Genomic DNA, 17,438 nt, shown 5'->3' with positions numbered 1-17,438 from the left:
GCCCGTCCTCCGATGGCGGCCTGTCAGTACCCCATCGTGCGCAGCGCGTCGGCGAGGCGGTCGAGGTCTTCGCGACGCAGGTCGAGGTGCGGGCTGATTCGCAGCACCGACTGATCGCCGGCGAGCGGCGCGCGCCACGAGTCGGCGGCGGTCACCAGAATCCCAAGGTCGTCGAACAAGCGGTCGCGGGCCGCACGCAGGTCCGCGGGCTGCCAGCCCGGTGGCGGCGCGAGCGTGACCAGCGCCGACGGCTCGTCGACGGGTTCGAGGATCTCCCAGCTGCCGATGCCGTCGAGTCGCTCCCGGGTGGCGCGGCCGATCGCGGCGAGTTCCCGGTAGACGCGTTGCTGACCGACCTGGGCGAGTTCGGCGATGGCGACGCCGAGCCCGAGGCGGCCGGCCAGGAATGCCTCGGAGCTCTCGATGTCGACGGTGCGCAGCGAGTCGCGGCGCACGGCCAGGAATCCGACGCCGCGTGGTCCGGTGAGCCATTTGCGGCTGGTGCCGTAGACGATGTCGGCGCCGGTGACCGTCGGGACGTGCCCGACCGACTGGGCCATGTCGACGACGACGGGAACGTGTGCGGCGTGGGCGATCTCGACGATGCGCGCCACCGGCTGCACCACCCCCGACATCGACCCGATGTGACAGACGTGGATGAAGTCGGGCTGCTCGAACTGCAGCATGTTCTCCATGGCGTCGAGGTCGACGTGGCCGTAGACGTCGCCGTCGGGCAGCGGCCGCACCGCGTATCCGCGTCGTTCGAACTCCACCAGGTTGGGTCCGAATTCGTTCTTGGTGACCCACACCGTCGATGAGACGGGCAGGCTCCAGCCGTTGAGCATCGCCCGCAGCGCCGCCCGAGCGCTCTCCCGGAAGATGATCTCGTCGGCGGTGTGACCGATGATCGCCGCGAGATCCCTTGTGTCACGAGCGAATTCGTCAGCTCGGTCATCGGCGGCCACGTAGGAGCCGCGTTCGGCCTCGCGCCACAGATGCGCCGAGATGGTCCCGATGACGGCGTTGGACGAGCGCCCCGCCGAGGCCGAATCCAGGTGGGTGAGTGCCGGGTTGAGACGTGCCCGGTGGAACGGTTCACCGAGAACGCTGACATACATAGCCCAAGAACCTACCGTGTGCCCGAAATCGGATGGAACCGACCGGCGTCGCGCTGCGTCCAACTCGACATGGAATCGGTCCTCGAGTATCTCTTCGGCACCGGCGACGGTGATCCCACCCACTGGCACACCGCCGCCGATGCCGATCCCGACGGCGACGGCGTGCGCAACGCGCTGTGGCTGGACTTCGACGGCGATGGTCGCGCCGACGACCTGATGTGGGATGTCGACGCGGACGGTGTGGTCGATGTGGCGGCCCTCGACCTCGACGACGACGGCACCGCGGAGGCGTGTTTCCGCGACAGTGGCAACGGGGTGTGGGCGATCCCGACGGCCCGGCCGGGGGCCGACGGCGGGGAGGCGACACCCGGCGAGCCGTCCCCGGAGCCGGTGGCGCCCTCCACGCCATCGACCCCACCGCCGACCCGCGTGGAGTCACATGACCTCGACGGCGACGGCGTCCCCGACCTGGAGGTGATCGTCGAGGGCGGAGCCGTCCGGCGACTGTCCATCGATGACGACCACGACGGCACCATCGATCAGATTCTCATCGACACCGACGGTGACGGGGTCATCGATCGCTACGAGGAAGGTGCCACCGGGTCGCGGTGAGACACCGCCGGCTGGATGGCGCGCACCGCGAACACACCGCAAACGTAGACCAGCGACCCGATGATCACCAACGCCACCGACCGCCCGTCCGGCCCGATGACCAGCGCGGTGATCACCATGGCGATCACGTAGGCGATGTTGAACAGCGCATCCTGGGCGGAGAACACCTGGCCGCGCACGCTGTCACCGATGTCGACCTGCATGGCGACGTCCCCGCACAGTTTGGTGGTCTGGCCGACGATGCCGAGCAGCAGCGCGGCGACGCAGAAGCCGGGGACGGTGAAGGTGAGCAGGATCAGTTCGGCGGCCGCGCCGAGTGTCAACATCGCGATCAGGGTGGTGCGTCGGCCGAATCGGGCCACCGACAGCGGCGTGGTGAAGGCCGCCACGAACGCACCCGCGGCCACGAGACCGAGCACCAGGCTGATGGTGGCCAGGCCGTCGCCCTCGCCGGTGTGCCGGGCGAAGACGAACAGCATCAGGGTGTTCAGACCGAACACGAGACGATGGACCCCGATGGCCGAGAGCGCGGCGGCGGCCGGTTTGCAGTGGACAATCGCCCGGGTGCCGTGCAGGAAACCCACGGCGACCGCGTGCAGCGCCGAATGCCCGATGTCGTCGGGCTGGTCGGGTCCGAGCAACCGCGGCGGGAAACCGCGCGCGATGATCGCCGCGATGAGTGCGATGAGGACGCCGGCGAGGGTGGTCTCGGCGCTGCCCACGTTGCCGGTGCCGACGAGGTAACGGACGCCGAAGGCGATCCCCGCACCCACCGACAGCATCGCCCCGCCCAGCGTGGTGAACAGGGCGTTGACCGCGACGATCACCTCGCGGTGGGCGACATGCGGCAACGAGGCCGACAACCCGGATGCGACGAATCGGCTGGCGCCGGTGACGGCCAGCGCGCTGATGAGCACGAGCGTGTCGGGACTGCCGGTGGCGATCGCGATGGCGACGAGGCCGATCAGGACTGCGCGGATGACGTTCGCCCACAACAGGACGCTGCGTCGGTCCCAGCGGTCGAGCAATGCGCCGGCGAACGGCCCGAGCACCGAATAGGGCACCAGTAGCACGGCGAATCCGAGCGCGGCGGCCAACGGGTCGGCGTGGCGTTCCGGGTTGAACAGCACCCCGCCGATGAGGGCGGCCTGGAAGACGCCGTCGGTCAGCTGGCTGGTCAGGCGAACGGCGAGAAGCCGTGACAACCCCGGCGAATGATGCAGAGAATGGGTAAAGGTCTTCCACGAGGACGCGCCATGAGTCGCCGTGGGGTTCACGGACCTACAGTACCGACTGGGCCGGGCAGCCATGCGATGATGGTTCTCGTGGACGGCGGTGACAGCGCAGACGATCCGACCCCGGATCTGCCCGACGGCATCGGGGGTGGTGGGTCGAGCGCGGATGCGGCCCGCGACATCGAATCGGCGAACTCCATCCGGCCCGGCACACTGCTGTTGGCGTCGACGGATCTGATCGAACCGACTTTCGCCCGCACGGTCATCTACGTCATCGAGCACAACGACGCCGGCAGTCTCGGCGTCGTGATCAATCGGCTCAGCCAGACCGCGGTGCACAATGTGATGCCGTCGTGGACCGACGTCACCGCGGCGCCGCGGGCCTTGTTCATCGGCGGTCCGGTGAAGCAGGATTCGGCCCTGTGTCTCGGCGTGATCCGCCGCGGCGTGGATGTCGGCGATGTCGAGGCGATCCGCCCGGTCAGCGGCCGCGTCGCGCTCATCGACCTCGACGCCGACCCGGAACTCATCGCGACCCTCGTCGAGGGTGTGCGGATCTTCGCCGGGTACGCCGGCTGGGGAATCGGGCAACTCGATTCGGAGATGGAGCAGGACAGCTGGATGCTGGCGTCGGCGCTGCCGCGGGATGTGCTGGCCCCGCCCGCGGTCGACATCTGGGCCGACGTCCTGCGTCGACAGCCCTGGCCGATGCCGCTGCTGGCCACCCACCCGGTCGACGTCTCCATGAATTGAGTGATCCTTCCGTTCTACGGTTATCGTCGCGAGGGTGAACGCTTTCGCCGATTGGTTGATCCACGTGATCGAGTCGGTGCCTGCGTGGGCGGTGTATCTGATCGCCGGTGGGGCGGTGTACGCCGAGACGGCGTTGCTGTTGGCGGGGCTGATCATGCCCAGCGAGGCATTGCTGCTGGCGGCGGGCGTGGCCGCCGCGGTCGGCCAGACCAACATCGTCGCGTTGATCGTCGTCGCGTGTATCTGTGCGATCGCCGGTGATGTCACCGGCTACTGGTTGGGTCGTCTGGGTGGACCGCGGTTGCGTGGTTCGGCATTGGGCCGCCGGTTCGGGGAGCAGCGCTGGGACCGCGCGCAGCAACGGATCGACACCTCCGGGATCGTCGTCGTGACGACGGGCCGGTGGATCGGTTACGTCCGGTCGATCGTTCCGCGGGTGGCCGGGATGACCGAGATGCGGTTCGCCCGATTCGGTGCGGCCGACGTGGTCGGCGCCGTCAGCTGGGCGACGACGGTGCTGCTGGTCGGCTTCTTCGCCGGCGCCGTGCTGGGTGCGACGATCCTGGTGTACGCGGTTCTCGTGGTGGTGTCGCTGGTGGCGGTGCTGCTGGCCGGGAAGTGGGCGATGGCCCGCTGGCATCACCGGGCCCTTCCGGTGACCGAGGAGCCGCTCGGCTCAGCGGGCGGTCTCGTCGGAGGTGTCGGCGGAGGTGTCGGCGGCGGCTTCCCGGGCGTAGCGGGTGGCCATCCAGGAGCAGATGATGAGCTGGATCTGGTGGAAGATCATCAGCGGCAGCACGATCAGACCGACCACCGAACCGCTGAACAGGACCGTCGCCATCGGTAGGCCGGTGGCCAGGCTCTTCTTCGTTCCGCAGAACTGGATCGCGATGACGTCCTCGCGGCGAAAGTGCAGCCGACGCGGCAGCCAGCCGGTGAACCACAGCATCGCCACCACCAACACGGTCGCGATAGCCGCCATCGCCACCACCTGCCACGCGTCGACGATCGACCAGATGCCGTTGCGCACGCCCTCACTGAACGCCGCGTAGACCACCAGCACGATGGAGCCGCGGTCGACGAGTTTGGTGGGTTCGGCGAACCGCTTCAGGAAGGGGCTCACCCAGGGCCGGCACAGTTGGCCGAGGATGAACGGGACGAGGATCTCGGCGACGATCTTCCCGATCGACGAGCCGGTGATGTGCACGCCGTTGGTCCCCGACATCAACGCCACCACGAGCAGCGGGGTGAGCACCACCCCGATCAGATTCGACGCCGACGCACTGACGATCGCGCCGGCGACATTGCCCTTCGCGATCGAGGTGAACGCGATGGAGGACTGGACCGTCGAGGGGACCAGGCACAGGTAGAGCATTCCGGCGGCGAGGTCGTGGCCGAGCAGGGGACGCAGCACCGGTTGCAGTGCGAGCCCGATCAGCGGGAAGGCGACGAAGGTGAACGACAGGATGATCAGGTGCAGTCGCCAGTGCGCCAGGCCCTCAAGGGCCTGACGCGGATGCAGCCGCGCACCGTAGAGGAAGAACAACAGAGCGATCGCGACGACGACCACCCAGTCGAGGACGTCGGCAAAGGTGCCGCGGGCCGGGAAGACCGCGGCGATACCCACCGCGGCGAGGATTGCGAGGATGAAGCCGTCGATGGGGGAACGGCTCAGCAGGGAACGCACCGACGCTCAGACCCGGCTGGCGGCGGTGTCGTCGTCGCCGAGGCAGGCCCCGCGCAGGGTGCACGACGCGCAGCTCGACTCGCCGCAATCGGCGGCGTTGGTGGCATCGGAACCGGCAGTCGCGGCTTCCGTTGTGGCGGGTGCCTCACCGTGATCATGGGCGTCGGCACCCGAACAGCAGGCGCAGCCCGCATCGGAGTCCTCGGACGATGCCCACCGGGCCGCACGCACCGCGTAGCCGCTGACCGCGCCGACGATGATCAACGCGCCCACCGCGGCACCCACGCCGAAGAGGAACGACCACGCGGAACCGACACCCAGGGTCAGCAGGCCGCCGGCCAGCAGGATCACGGCGGCACCGATCGTGCCCGGCGCGGCGACCCGGTTGGCCACGGCGAAGGCGTCGTCGGAGCTCAGCGTCTCGGGCGAGCGCACGCCCACCCACCGGTTGCGGCGCAGCGTTCCGCGCAGACCTGCGACGCCGACGGCAAGCCACACCAGGGCCGGCACGAAGACGACGACGGCGACGACGATGGACACGACACTCACCCGACCACCATACGAGCCCGGCGCCGCCGGGGCGAAACCGGCGCCTCGCGGCCGGGCCGCCGCTGCAGACGCGCGGAGGCGACCATTTACGCTGGTGGAGTGACTTCAGCGGATACTTCGCGCAGCAACGGCTCCCCGGCAGGGACCTCATCGGCGGCCGGCGGCGCCCCCGGCACCCACCGTTACACCGCCGAGCTCGCCGGTCAGATCGAGCGGCGCTGGCAGCGGAACTGGGCCGATCGGCACGCCTACGAGGCGCCCAACCCGGTGGGCCCGCTCGCCGGTGACCTGACCCCCTACGGCGGCGCGTCGGCCGATGCCCCGGACAAGGTGTTCGTGCAGGACATGTTCCCGTATCCGTCGGGGGCGGGCCTGCACGTCGGGCATCCGCTCGGCTTCATCGCCAGCGACGTCTACGCCCGCTATCAGCGGATGATCGGCAAGAACGTGCTGCACACAATGGGCTTCGACTCCTTCGGGCTGCCCGCCGAGCAGTACGCGGTGCAGACCGGAACCCATCCGCGCACCACCACCGAGGCCAACATCGAGCGCTACCTCGGACAGATCCGCCGCCTGGGCCTCGGCCATGACGAGCGCCGGCGGGTGGCCACCACCGACGTCGACTTCTACCGGTGGACGCAGTGGATCTTCGCCCAGATCTACAACGCCTTCTACGACGCCGAGCAGGGTAGGGCCCGCCCCATCTCGGAGCTGATCGACGAATTCGCTTCCGGCGCACGCACTCTCGACGGCACCGCGTTTTCGGGCCGGGACTGGGCGGAGCTGAGCGGCGTCGAGCGCAACGAGTTTGTCGACTCCTATCGTCTTGTGTACCAGAGTGATTCGCTGGTCAACTGGTGCCCGGGTCTGGGTACCGTGCTGGCCAACGAGGAGGTCACCGCCGACGGCCGCAGCGATCGGGGTAACTTCCCGGTGTTCCGCAAGCATCTGCGGCAGTGGATGATGCGGATCACCGCCTACTCCGACCGGCTGCTCGACGATCTCGACGACCTGGACTGGCCGGAGAAGGTCAAGACCATGCAGCGCAACTGGATCGGGCGCTCGCGTGGTGCGCAGGTGCGTTTCGCGGTCCCGTCCGCCGACGCCGCGATCGAGGTGTTCACCACCCGCCCGGACACGCTGTTCGGCGCCACCTACATGGTGCTCAGTCCCGAGCACCCGCTGGTGGACACGTTGACCGCGGGCGCCTGGCCCGACGGCACCGATGAGCGCTGGACGGCCGGGGCCGCCACCCCGGCCGATGCGATCGTCGCCTACCGGGCGTCGATCGCCGCGAAGTCGGACCTGGAACGGCAGGAGAACAAGGAGAAGACCGGTGTCTTCACCGGCACCTTCGCCACCAATCCCGTTGACGGGCGCAATGTTCCGGTGTTCATCGCCGACTACGTGCTGATGGGCTACGGCACCGGCGCCATTATGGCGGTGCCCGCGCACGACACTCGTGACCACGAGTTCGCGACAGTCTTCGGGTTGCCGATCCGTGAGGTCATCGGCTCCGAGCAGGGTGTGGCCACCGAGGCCTTCGTCGGCGACGGCCCGCTGGTGAACTCCGACTTTCTCGACGGCATGCGCGTCGAGGAGGCGAAGGCCGCGATCATCGGCTGGCTCGAGGAGCGCGGTGCCGGCACCGGCACCATCCAGTACAAGTTGCGTGACTGGCTGTTCGCACGGCAACGCTACTGGGGTGAGCCGTTCCCGATCGTCTACGACGACGCCGGTCAGGCGCACGTGCTGCCGGAATCGATGCTGCCGGTGGAACTCCCGGAGGTCGATGACTACGCACCGGTCTCCTTCGATCCGGAGGACGCCGATTCCGAACCGTCACCGCCGCTGGCCAAGGCCACCGACTGGATGACCGTGGAACTCGACCTCGGTGACGGACTCAAGACCTACACGCGTGACGCCAACGTGATGCCGCAGTGGGCGGGCAGCTCCTGGTACCAACTGCGCTACATCGATCCCACCAACGAGGACACGTTGTGCGCCAAGGAGAACGAGGCGTACTGGATGGGTCCGCGGCCGGCGCTGCACGGGCCGAACGATCCCGGCGGGCTCGACCTCTACATCGGTGGCGTCGAGCATGCGGTGCTGCACCTGCTCTATTCGCGGTTCTGGCACAAGGTGCTCTTCGACCTCGGCTACGTGACGAGCCGGGAGCCGTACCGAAAGCTGTTCAACCAGGGCATGATCCAGGCGTACGCCTACAAGGACGCCCGCGGCATCTACGTGCCGGCCGAGGAGGTGACCGAACGCGACGGCGGGTTCTTCTACAACGGGGAGCCGGTCACCCAGGAGTACGGCAAGATGGGCAAGTCGCTGAAGAACTCGGTGACCCCCGACGACATCGCCACCGACTACGGTGCCGACACCCTGCGCGTCTACGAGATGTTCATGGGACCGCTGGATCAGTCCCGGCCGTGGGCCACCAAGGACGTCGTCGGCTCACAGCGGTTCCTGCAACGGATCTGGCGACTCGTCGTCGACGAGGAGACCGGCACCGGCCGGGTCAGCGACGCCGAGGCCGACGAGGACACACTTCGCCTGCTGCACAAGACGATTGCCGGTGTGCGGGAGGATTACGAGGCGCTGCGCAACAACACCGCGGTCGCCAAGCTGACCGTACTGACCAATCACCTGACGAAGAATTTCGAGGCCACCGGTGCGCCCCGCGTGATCGTCGAGCCGCTGGTGCTGATGCTGGCGCCGCTGGCCCCGCACATCGCCGAGGAACTGTGGCACCGTCTCGGTCACCAGGATCTGCTGGTGCGTGGACCATTCCCGATCGCCGACGAAGCCCTGCTGGTGGAGGACACCGTCGAGATCGTGGTGCAGGTGAAGGGCAAGAAGCGCAGCGTCATTCAGGTCGCCGCCGACGCCGACGAGACCGCCCTGCGGACCGCCGCACTCGCCGACGAGAAGATCGTCGGCCTGCTCGACGGTGAGCCGCGCAAGGTGATCGTGGTACCCGGACGGCTCGTCAACATCGTGCCGTGACGTGAACTCTGTGCCGTGACCGAAACTCTGTGCCGTGACCGAGGTCAGGGCCGGGGCACGGAGTCCTCGACACCGGGGACGAGCAATAGTGCCCGGTTGAGCCGGGACAGCGCGGCGACCGCGTCGGAGACCCGGTCGTCGTCGGGGACCGGCACGTCGGTCGCACCGCCGGGGGCATCGACCGAGGGCTGCCCTTGCTGCCGGTGAACGGTCTGGCGTACCGCCTCGGCGGTCCGCAGGGCGATGTCGCCGGCGTCGACGATCGCCGGTGACTCGGTGACAGTGCCGGCGCACCGGTCGGAGGTCCCGCCGGCGGTCCCCTCGGCGATGCCGATGGCGGTGGAGGCGAGGGCGTGCGCATAGGGCGTGGTGCGGTGCAGCACGAGCAGGGTCCGGTTCGTCGCCGACCCGGCCCCGGTGAGCAGCGCCAGCGACATCGAGGCGGTGGTGTGAGCGACGGCCGCCTCGGCGGTGTCGAGTCCCCGGCTGGCGGCGAGGACGTCGGCGTCGGGGCCGCCGCACATGGCGTGCACCGACCGGCGGATCACGGTCTGTACCGCATCGATCCAGGAGTCGACCGCGTCGATGAGCGCTCCCCGGGATTCGTTGGAGAACAACAGGTACGCCGCGATCACGCCGACCACCGCGCCGACGGCCGTCTCTTCGGCGCGCCACATCACGAGGCGGAGGTCGAAGACACCGAGAAGGTCGAAAAGTACCGCGATCATGATCGTCACGAACAGGACCAGTGCCTCGTAGTTCAGTGGGCCGAAGTAGAAGGCGAGGAAGACACAGATCACGCAGATCGCCAACTCGATGTGGATGTGGTGACCCAGGACCACCACGACACCTGTGCCGACAACGACTCCGACGACGGTGCCGACGACGCGCCGCTCGGCGCGGGTCAGCGTGGCGGCGCGGGTGGTGGTTCCGACGAACACGACGTAGGCGGTCAGCACGGCCCAGTACCACCGGGATGCCGAGATGGCCTCCCCGGCCACCGTCGCCAGGGCGGTCGCGACGGTGACCTGTGCCGCGGTTCGCGTCGTTGGTCGCCATCGCCGCCAGAATCGCCAGGTCTGTGCCGGTGCCGGCGCCGGCGTTGACGTCGGTGCGGCCGCTGTTGTCGGCGTCGGCGACCGGCGATGGGCGGGCACCGAATCCGTGGACGTAGTGGGGCGTGACGACGCGCTGGGGTGGGATCGCCCGACCTCCCGCACGGCCTCGGTGGCCGTGGTGACCCGATCGAGCGCCGCGGCGTGTGACCGGTCGGCGTCGGTGCCGATGGCGGCCTGTTCAGTGGAAACCTGCACGTCGAAGACGCGCTGGGACAGTGTCGTGGCGTCGACACCCAACACGGTCGACGTGTCGTGACGCCGTTGCCAGTCCGAGACCGCGATGACCACTGCGGCCATGCGTTGCCTCAGGACGGTGAGGCGCTTATCCCCGCCGTCGTCGTGGGGGCCGCCGTGGGGGTCGTCGTGGGGCCGACCCGCAGCAGCACATACCGCGTCGGATGCGGCGCACAACTCGTCGAGCAGCAGGATGATCTGTCGGCGCGGCCGCTGACGCAGCAGGGCCAGTCGTACCAGCAACGCGGACCCGATGGCGGTCATCGCCACGATCTCACCGAGCCAGATGTGGGTGATGTCGACGTCGAGCAGCATGGTCAGGAAGTAGGCGAAGAAGCCGACGGTCCCCAGTGCGGCCCCGCGTGGCCCGAAGCGGCGCGGCCAGGTGGCCGCACCGGCCACGGCGATGAAGCCGACGACCGCGGCGCCGCGGTGGGCGGACAGACCGGCTGCGGTGACGATGCTCAGCGTGGCCGGCACCGCCAGCAGAGCCGTGGTCGTCGCTCGTGAGCCCGGCGTGGGATCCTTCACCGCCGCTATCGACATCATGGCGAGAATCCCGGCCATCACGTAGTACCCGGAGTCGCCGTCGACGACGGTGAGGGTCACCGACGCGGCACTCACCGACAGCAGGACCGCCAGCGCGGTCGCCGACGCCGTGATCAGTCGTAGCCGGCCCGGGTCGGACGCGGCCAGGCGCCGCCGGACGACGTGCACCGCACGAGGAATCATGGCACCGGTGATCGCTTGTCGGGCTACTTACCCGGTAGTTTCCGGGCGTAGTCGGAGCCGAGGGTCACCCAGCGGGTGAGTTGGCGTTCGGTGCGCACACCCTCGTCGGTGACGCGGATCCATCCGCGCGTCTGCCGGCCGGACATGATCATCGGATCGGTGTGCGGGTACTCGAGCAGGGTCTCGGTTTCCTCGGGCGGTACCCGGACCATCAGGCCGCCGCGTGAGCTCGCCGCGAGCGCCATGTTGCCGTTGATGAGGAATGCCAGGCCGCCGAACATCGGCTTCTCGTCGACGTTGGATTCGGCAGCCAGCATCGCGCGGATGCGGAAGGCGAGATCCTCGTCGTAGGCCACCCAACGAGGGTAGGACGCATCGGTGTGTGCGGCCAGCGGCGTCGGCGACCGTGATCGTTTCGCTGAGAGTTCGTGGCTATATCGTGCACCACACTTGCGCCTATCTTACCGATGAGTAAGATAGGCGCATGGCGATCAATCTCGAACTCCCGAAGAAGTTCGACTCCGCGGTCGAACAGGCACACCTGGCGGCCGAGCACATCTTCCGGCCGATCTCGCGCACCTATGATGCGGCCGAGCATGAGTACCCCAAAGAGCTCGATGACCTGGGCAAAATGGTCAAGGAGTCGCGGGCCAAGACCAGGGAGGCCGAGAAGGCGGAGCCGTCGTCGACGGCCGACACCGTCAACGGCGCCAACATCCGCGGCGTGCTGCACGGCGTGGAGATGGGCTGGGGCGACGTCGCCCTGATGCTCTCGATTCCGTATCAGGGACTCGGTAACGCCGCGATCTCGGCGGTGGCAAACCCCGAACAGCTCGAGAAGTTCGCCGGGGTGTGGGCGGCCATGGCGATCACCGAGCCGAGCTTCGGTTCCGACTCGGCCGCCGTCTCCACGACCGCCACCCGCGACGGTGACGACTACGTGATCAACGGGGAGAAGATCTTCGTCACCGCGGGTTCGCGCGCCGATCACGTCGTCACGTGGGCCACCGTCGACAAGAGCGCCGGACGCGCGGCCATCAAGAGTTTCGTCGTCCCGCTCGATGCCGACGGCGTCAGCGTGGTGCGGCTCGAGCACAAGCTGGGCATCCGCGCCTCCGACACCGCCGTGCTGCGGTTCGAGAACGCCCGCGTTCCGGCCGATCACCTGCTCGGCTCCCCGGAGGTCGATACCAAGAAGGCGTTCGCGGGGGTCATGCAGACCTTCGACAACACCCGCCCGGTGGTCGCGGCGATGGCGGTCGGCGTGGGCCGCGCCGCCCTCGAAGAACTGCGGGCCCTGCTCGAGGGTGCCGGCCACACGATCGACTACGACGCGTCCACCACCACGATGCACGCCGCGGTCGCCGAGTTCATCCGCCTCGAATCCGATTGGGAGGCATCGTGGTTGCTCGCCCTGCGGGCCGCCTGGATGGCCGACAACAAGCAGCCGAACTCCCTCGAGGCGTCGATGTCGAAGGCCAAGGCCGGGCGGATGGTCACCGACGTCACCAATAAGGCGGTGGAACTCGGTGCGACGGCGGCATATTCGGAGACGATGCTGCTGGAGAAGTGGGCGCGCGACGCCAAGATCCTCGACATCTTCGAGGGCACCCAGCAGATCCAGCAACTGATCATCGCCCGCCGGATCCTCGGGAAGTCCAGCGCCGACCTGAAGTAGGTTTCAGCGCAACAGGTTACGTCGCAGCCGCTCTTCGCGGGCCAGGCGCTCGGCGTCGCGTCGGCGTCGTTCGGCGAGGATCGCCGCGAGCACGAGTTCATACGGTGCGCCCGACGGCGGGGCGGGTGCCACGTACGGCGCGACCGCGATGATCAGCCGATCCGACAGCGCGCGACGCGCGGCCGGGGTGTACTGCTCGGCGCGCGTGAGGAACAGGCGCAGTGAGATGGCGGTCGAGTCCGGTATCGACGAGAGGTCGGCGGTCCGCGCCCAGGGTTCGAGCATCGGCGGCATGCCGACGGGGTCGGGCATCTGGAAGCGGAAGCGGTCGCGGATCACGTACGTCCCGGCGACCATGTCGCCGAGGCGTTTGTTCTTCCGGCTGATGGCCGACGCGATGAGCGCCGGGACGCCGAAGAAGGTGTAGATCTCGACGACGCCGAGCATGGCGCGCGTCAACGCATGCCGGAACTGGATCGGCCCGGCGTCGTCGCGGACGGTACGCAGGCCGAGCGCCAGATGCCCCAGGGTCTTGCCCCGGGTGGTGGTCTCCACGATCGTCGGCAGCGCCGCCCACGCCAGCACCACCGACATGGTGGCGCAGGCGCCGAACAGGGCCTCGTCGGTGGCCAATTTGAACGACAGCCACAGCAGGAAGATCAGGACGGTCATCCCCACGACGAAGTCGATGAGGCCGGACGCGATGCGCAGTCCCAGCGATGCGGCGGGCAGATCGAGGGCGACCGCCTCCCCGGACACCAGATCGTCGCGGCCGACGCCCACCGTCGCGGGTACGCCCCGACCCCAGGCCGCGGTGCCCGCCGGCGCGGCCGGGTACGGCCCGCGCGGCGACGGGGGAGCCATCGGATACATACGCGACACTCTAACCAGCACGTCGGCCGCGGCTTCGGCGGACAGCCGACCGAATGACGGTGCCGTGGCCGGATCGGCCCCGGTGAACATCGCAGCCACTACCATGTCGGCGTGGATCTCGATGCCTACGTGGCGGCCAAGAAGCCGACCTGGGACCGACTCGACGAATTGTCGCGTCGGCGTCGGCTCACCGGCTCGGAGGCCGACGAGATGATCGACGAGTATCAGAAGGTGGCGACGCACCTGTCGGTGATCCGATCCAGCGCCCCCGACCCCGCGCTCGTCGGATACCTGTCGTCGCTGCTGGCCCGGGCGCGGTCGCGGGCGGCCGGGGTCAAACTCGGCGCCTGGGCGACCCTCGGGCGTTACCTCGGACGCACCTTCCCGGCCGCGCTGTATGCGACCCGCTGGTGGTGGCTGACGACGATGATCGCCTCGGTGCTCGCCATGGTGGCGTTGACGTGGTGGTTCCTCGATCATCCGCGGGTGGAGACCAGTTTCGGCTCACCACAGGAGATCGAGGAACTCGTCAACAACGACTTCGCGAACTACTACTCCGAGCACGCGGCAACCTCGTTCGCATTTCGCGTGTGGTCCAACAACTTCTGGCTCGCGGCCACCTGTATCGCCTTCGGGGTGTTCGGGTTACCGGTGATCATGGTGCTGTGGAGCAACGTGCTCAACCTCGCCGTCACCGCGTCGATCATGATCCGGCACGGCCGCGCCGACGTGTTCTTCGGCCTCATCACCCCCCATGGGCTGCTGGAGATGACCTGCCTGTTCGTGGCCGCCGGCGTCGGACTCCGCGTCTTCTGGGCGTGGGTGGCGCCCGGCGACACGCCGAGGCTGCAGTCGCTGGCCGCGCAGGGTCGCGCCGCCATCGGCATCGCCCTCGGGCTGGTGGGGCTGCTGCTGATCACCGGCATCATCGAGGCCTTCGTCACGCCGTCGCCGCTGCCCACCTGGGCGCGCATCGGGATCGGTGTCACCGTGTGGGTCGGCTTCTTCGTCTACGTCTTCACGCTCGGACGGTGGGCGTACAACGACGGCGAGCGCGGCGACATCGACGCCGCCGACCGTGATTTCATGGCACCGGTAGCGTGAGTCGGATGACGATCGACATCCGCCAGGAGACGACGCAGGATCGACCCCGTATCCGGGACATCATTTTGGCGGCCTTCGACGACGGCACCGATGGGGAGGACGCGGTCGAGGCCGCGTTGACCGACGCGTTGTTCGCCGACGACGGCTATCTGCTCGCTCTGTCGCTCGTCGCCGTCGACGACGGTGAGATCGTCGGCTTCGTGATCGGCACCCGCGGCTGGGTCGGCGACGATCCCGCGATCGGCATCGGGCCCCTCGCGGTCATCCCGCACGCCCAGGGCGGTGGCATCGGTTCGGCCCTCATGACGCGGCTGATCGACGACGCGGCGGCCGCCGGCGAGCACGTCCTCGCGTTGCTCGGCGATCCCGAGTACTACGCCCGGTTCGGCTTCCGGACGGCCGCCGACCTGGGGATCGAAGCACCGGACCCCGAGTGGGGTAGGCACTTTCAGGCACTGCGAATCCCGGAGGGGCAATCGGAATCGCCGATCCGCGGCACGTTTCGGTACGCCGCACCCTTCGATGAGCTGTGACATTCAGTAGCTGATCGGAGTCACCTCAGAAGGGTGGTGGTGCGCCGTCATCAGGCACGACGGGGTATCGCTTCTTGCGTCGTCTCGGGCGTGGCGGGTTCAAAGGGTCGACGCCATCGGCGATGCGGGTCCGGTTGCGTTCCCGTTCGCGGCGTCGCCGTTCGTACTTCGCGGCGAGCCGATCCCGCTTACTGGTGGGGATGACCCCGGGTTCCCGGGGTGTCGGTGGCGCGGCTGGTGGGTCGGCGAACCGGTAGCGCCGTAGCCCGCCGAAGAAGTCTTCGAGGGTTTCCGCCGGCCCCGGAATGTTCAAGCCTTCCGGGGTGGTGAAGACGGTGACCAGCCGTCCGTTCTCGTCGCGGTACTGGTCATCGAGCCAGCGGGAGTGCGTTTTCTGCAGGTGATGGCCACGGCACTTGGCGTTCAGCCCGTCGGGGGTGGTCTGTCCACCGAGTTCGGGGTGCTCGTGGTCGTATTCGTGCACGTGATCGCAATCCCCGTCGAACGCACTGCCCCGGCAGGCGGGGATGACGCACTCGCCGTGGCGCATCCGGATGAATGTGTCCAACGCCGTCGACAGTCGGTATGGATCCGACGGCAACGCCGACGGGAGTTCGACGTCCTCGGGATTCACGCCCTTGGGCACCATCCGTCGGATCGTGGTCGGGTATCGGCTGATCAGATCGAGGATCTGCTCGGGGATGACCGCACCCTGCCCGACGAGGTAGCCGAGGTTCCCGTCGATCGGCATCTCGGCGGCCGAAACGGTGCTGCCCGAGCGGGATTCGGCGTCGGCGGGCGCGGCGTCCGTGTCATCGTCGGGCGCCGAATCGGGAGGTCCATCGTCGGCGGGTTCGGGTGGCGGTTCCGCAGCGACATCCGTTTCTGCGCTTGCGCTCTCGGCGTCCGAGCCGCATTCGTCGGGCAGAGTCATCTGCACCGCACGCGTGTCGGTATGCGTGGCCGGCTCGGGCTCGGGTTCCTTCTCGAGCTCAGGCTCGAGATCCGGCTCGGATGCGGGCTTCGATTCCGTACGGCGCGACTGAACTACCGATTGGCGTGCACCTCCACCGGATTCGTCGCCGGCATCGGACCGTCCCCGTCCTTGCGCCTGGCGCTCCTGTTCCTGGCGCTCCTGTTCCTGTTGGCGTTCCTCGATCGCCGCAGCGGTGGTCTCATCGGCGATGACGTGCAGCACGATCTGCACATCCGGAATACAGCCCGGCTCCGGAATGTCGGCGGGGCAGTCCTCTTTGCCGCATTCACACGCGAACTGCGTCCCCGACAACAACGAGTACATGGCATCGGCCTGGCGTTGCCGCCGCGTCCGCGGGTCTTTCCGGCAGGCGCAGTCGGCCAGGGCGGCGATCGTCTTCTCCGCGATCGTGATGTTCTCCGCGGACATGGTGCCGGTGATCTCCCCGGTCCCATCCCCCTCGAAATGAGTGAACACACCCCGCTTGTCCAGGTTCCGTTTCCGCGGTTCCCGCACGGCGTCCGGAGCATGCTGGAACACGATCTTGTCGACCATGTCCCGCAAACTCGTCGCCGGCCACTGCCCCTGCCTGCTGAACAACCGCTCGGCGATCGCTGCGTCGACCAGCGCGGTGTTCGGATGCAAGGCCGGCCCCGGATCGAGCAGGTTGGTGCGGTCGATCAGGGTCCGGAACTGGCTGTGGCTGATCCGCCCCTCGCGTAGTGCCCGCCCCGTCTTCGGCAGGCGGGTGGCCATCACGATCGCCTCATCCAGCATCCGCCGGGTGGTCACCATCGCCAGGTTGCGGGTGCGGGAGATGTGTTCGGCCGCGATCTGCGCGTACTCCGCCGACTCGTCCAACGGCCGGTCGGTCAGACACCTCACCACATACGCGGTGAAATACGAATCCAGCCACGCCATATAGGAACGGCACCGATCCAACTCGGTCATCGCGACCAACACCTCGTTGATCGAATGCTGATCCAACCGATCCGGATCCACCCCGAACAGAAACTCCGGCGGCAACCCCGGCCACGGCGACGGCCCCTGCTTCAACAACGCGTCGCGCACATCCCCACGAATCCGCGCGCTCCATGGAATGCTGCTCACCCTCGCCCCCTCGAACAAGATGACCGTCGAAGCTCTCTTCGATCTGACCATCATTGTAAAGACGGCCACCGACAAAACCGTTCACGCCGACGATCGGCCACCCCATCTGTG

14 protein-coding genes and 1 pseudogene are annotated in these 17,438 nt (G+C 68.2%); 7 read left to right on the top strand and 8 right to left on the bottom strand.

The genetic code is table 11. From position 1 onward, the window contains the following. Window positions 1–23: 23 nt before the first annotated feature. Window positions 24–1,118, bottom strand: a complete 1,095-nt coding sequence (locus ACWETB_RS01645) for an aminotransferase class V-fold PLP-dependent enzyme (RefSeq protein WP_449743379.1) — start codon at window positions 1,116–1,118, stop codon at window positions 24–26. Between the two features lie 18 nt (window positions 1,119–1,136). On the opposite strand from ACWETB_RS01645, the gene ACWETB_RS01640 reads away from it, so the two are divergent. After that, entirely contained in the window at window positions 1,137–1,730 is a 594-nt protein-coding gene (locus ACWETB_RS01640) for a hypothetical protein (protein ID WP_449743380.1), read from the top strand. On the opposite strand, the gene ACWETB_RS01635 is transcribed toward ACWETB_RS01640, so the two are convergent. Beyond that, window positions 1,700–3,007, bottom strand: coding sequence for an MFS transporter (locus ACWETB_RS01635; protein WP_449743381.1), 1,308 nt, complete (start codon window positions 3,005–3,007; stop codon window positions 1,700–1,702). The two genes, ACWETB_RS01640 and ACWETB_RS01635, sit on opposite strands and share 31 nt — an antisense overlap. Window positions 3,008–3,043: 36 nt before the next feature. Between ACWETB_RS01635 and ACWETB_RS01630 the strand changes: the two genes are divergently transcribed. Then, complete coding sequence (locus ACWETB_RS01630) at window positions 3,044–3,718, top strand: YqgE/AlgH family protein (RefSeq protein ID WP_449743382.1); 675 nt, start codon at window positions 3,044–3,046, stop codon at window positions 3,716–3,718. Between the two features lie 154 nt (window positions 3,719–3,872). After that, window positions 3,873–4,187 (top strand): annotated as a pseudogene (locus ACWETB_RS01625) (DedA family protein); the annotation flags it as partial. Between the two features lie 207 nt (window positions 4,188–4,394). Here ACWETB_RS01625 and ACWETB_RS01620 read toward each other — a convergent pair. Both ACWETB_RS01620 and ACWETB_RS01615 read right to left on the bottom strand, forming a co-directional pair. Next, window positions 4,395–5,405 (bottom strand): bile acid:sodium symporter family protein, encoded by a 1,011-nt coding sequence (locus ACWETB_RS01620; protein ID WP_449743383.1) that lies wholly within the window; start codon window positions 5,403–5,405, stop codon window positions 4,395–4,397. Window positions 5,406–5,411: 6 nt separating this feature from the next. Next, window positions 5,412–5,954, bottom strand: coding sequence for an SdpI family protein (locus ACWETB_RS01615; protein ID WP_452208806.1), 543 nt, complete (start codon window positions 5,952–5,954; stop codon window positions 5,412–5,414). 99 nt (window positions 5,955–6,053) lie between these two features. On the opposite strand from ACWETB_RS01615, the gene leuS reads away from it, so the two are divergent. After that, window positions 6,054–8,969 (top strand): leucine--tRNA ligase, encoded by a 2,916-nt coding sequence (gene leuS / locus ACWETB_RS01610; protein ID WP_449743385.1) that lies wholly within the window; start codon window positions 6,054–6,056, stop codon window positions 8,967–8,969. A 44-nt stretch (window positions 8,970–9,013) separates the two neighbouring features. Here the strand turns inward: leuS and ACWETB_RS01605 are convergent, their stop codons facing one another. Together ACWETB_RS01605 and ACWETB_RS01600 are read right to left on the bottom strand one after the other, a co-directional pair. Next, a complete protein-coding gene (locus tag ACWETB_RS01605; protein ID WP_452208803.1) occupies window positions 9,014–11,053 on the bottom strand; it encodes an FUSC family protein in 2,040 nt (679 codons plus the stop codon). 23 nt (window positions 11,054–11,076) lie between these two features. Next, on the bottom strand, window positions 11,077–11,409 hold the full coding sequence (locus ACWETB_RS01600) for a TfoX/Sxy family protein (RefSeq protein ID WP_449743387.1): 333 nt from the start codon (window positions 11,407–11,409) through the stop codon (window positions 11,077–11,079). Window positions 11,410–11,537: 128 nt separating this feature from the next. Here ACWETB_RS01600 and ACWETB_RS01595 point away from each other — a divergent pair, with 128 nt between their 5' ends. Beyond that, window positions 11,538–12,731, top strand: a complete 1,194-nt coding sequence (locus tag ACWETB_RS01595) for an acyl-CoA dehydrogenase family protein (protein ID WP_449743388.1) — start codon at window positions 11,538–11,540, stop codon at window positions 12,729–12,731. Window positions 12,732–12,734: 3 nt separating this feature from the next. On the opposite strand, the gene ACWETB_RS01590 is transcribed toward ACWETB_RS01595, so the two are convergent. Further along, window positions 12,735–13,604, bottom strand: a complete 870-nt coding sequence (locus ACWETB_RS01590) for an RDD family protein (protein WP_452208844.1) — start codon at window positions 13,602–13,604, stop codon at window positions 12,735–12,737. Window positions 13,605–13,715: 111 nt separating this feature from the next. On the opposite strand from ACWETB_RS01590, the gene ACWETB_RS01585 reads away from it, so the two are divergent. Further along, entirely contained in the window at window positions 13,716–14,708 is a 993-nt protein-coding gene (locus tag ACWETB_RS01585) for a stage II sporulation protein M (protein WP_348805464.1), read from the top strand. A gap of 5 nt (window positions 14,709–14,713) precedes the next feature. After that, complete coding sequence (locus ACWETB_RS01580) at window positions 14,714–15,241, top strand: GNAT family N-acetyltransferase (protein WP_348805465.1); 528 nt, start codon at window positions 14,714–14,716, stop codon at window positions 15,239–15,241. Window positions 15,242–15,266: 25 nt separating this feature from the next. Here ACWETB_RS01580 and ACWETB_RS01575 read toward each other — a convergent pair whose 3' ends face one another. Next, window positions 15,267–17,327 (bottom strand): DUF222 domain-containing protein, encoded by a 2,061-nt coding sequence (locus ACWETB_RS01575; protein ID WP_452208800.1) that lies wholly within the window; start codon window positions 17,325–17,327, stop codon window positions 15,267–15,269. Window positions 17,328–17,438: the final 111 nt, after the last annotated feature.

It is taken from the genome of Gordonia sp. NPDC003950 (assembly GCF_053605205.1).
This window is presented reverse-complemented; position numbering and strand designations above follow the sequence as displayed.

Bases quoted from the DNA above. Each gene is read 5' to 3' on its own strand.
- ACWETB_RS01645 (WP_449743379.1), bottom strand. From the start codon at position 1,118: ATGTATGTCAGCGTTCTCGGTGAACCGTTCCACCGGGCACGTCTCAAC.
- ACWETB_RS01630 (WP_449743382.1), top strand. From the start codon at position 3,044: ATGATGGTTCTCGTGGACGGCGGTGACAGCGCAGACGATCCGACCCCG.
- ACWETB_RS01605 (WP_452208803.1), bottom strand. From the start codon at position 11,053: ATGATTCCTCGTGCGGTGCACGTCGTCCGGCGGCGCCTGGCCGCGTCC.
- ACWETB_RS01595 (WP_449743388.1), top strand. From the start codon at position 11,538: ATGGCGATCAATCTCGAACTCCCGAAGAAGTTCGACTCCGCGGTCGAA.
- ACWETB_RS01590 (WP_452208844.1), bottom strand. From the start codon at position 13,604: ATGTATCCGATGGCTCCCCCGTCGCCGCGCGGGCCGTACCCGGCCGCG.
- ACWETB_RS01580 (WP_348805465.1), top strand. From the start codon at position 14,714: ATGACGATCGACATCCGCCAGGAGACGACGCAGGATCGACCCCGTATC.